Annotated in this window: 1 tRNA gene; it reads left to right on the forward strand. The window is 59.2% G+C overall.

The features are described from left to right. Nucleotides 1–76, forward strand: a tRNA-Ala gene (locus ETC27_RS17220). Nucleotides 77–201 lie beyond the last annotated feature (125 nt).

Here is a 201-nt window from a genome sequence, read left to right on the forward strand (position 1 = left end):
GGGGCCTTAGCTCAGCTGGGAGAGCGCCTGCCTTGCACGCAGGAGGTCAGCGGTTCGATCCCGCTAGGCTCCACCATTTAGCAGGAGGACAGCGATTCGAGCGAATCATCGCACCGCCCGCTACGCTCCACCATCACCCCAACAGTCATCTGTGAGTCCACAGTCACAAGCCTATCATCACAAACGTTGATGTCGGGCTTG

It is taken from the genome of Onishia niordana (assembly GCF_004798965.1).
Lineage (GTDB): Bacteria > Pseudomonadota > Gammaproteobacteria > Pseudomonadales > Halomonadaceae > Onishia > Onishia niordana.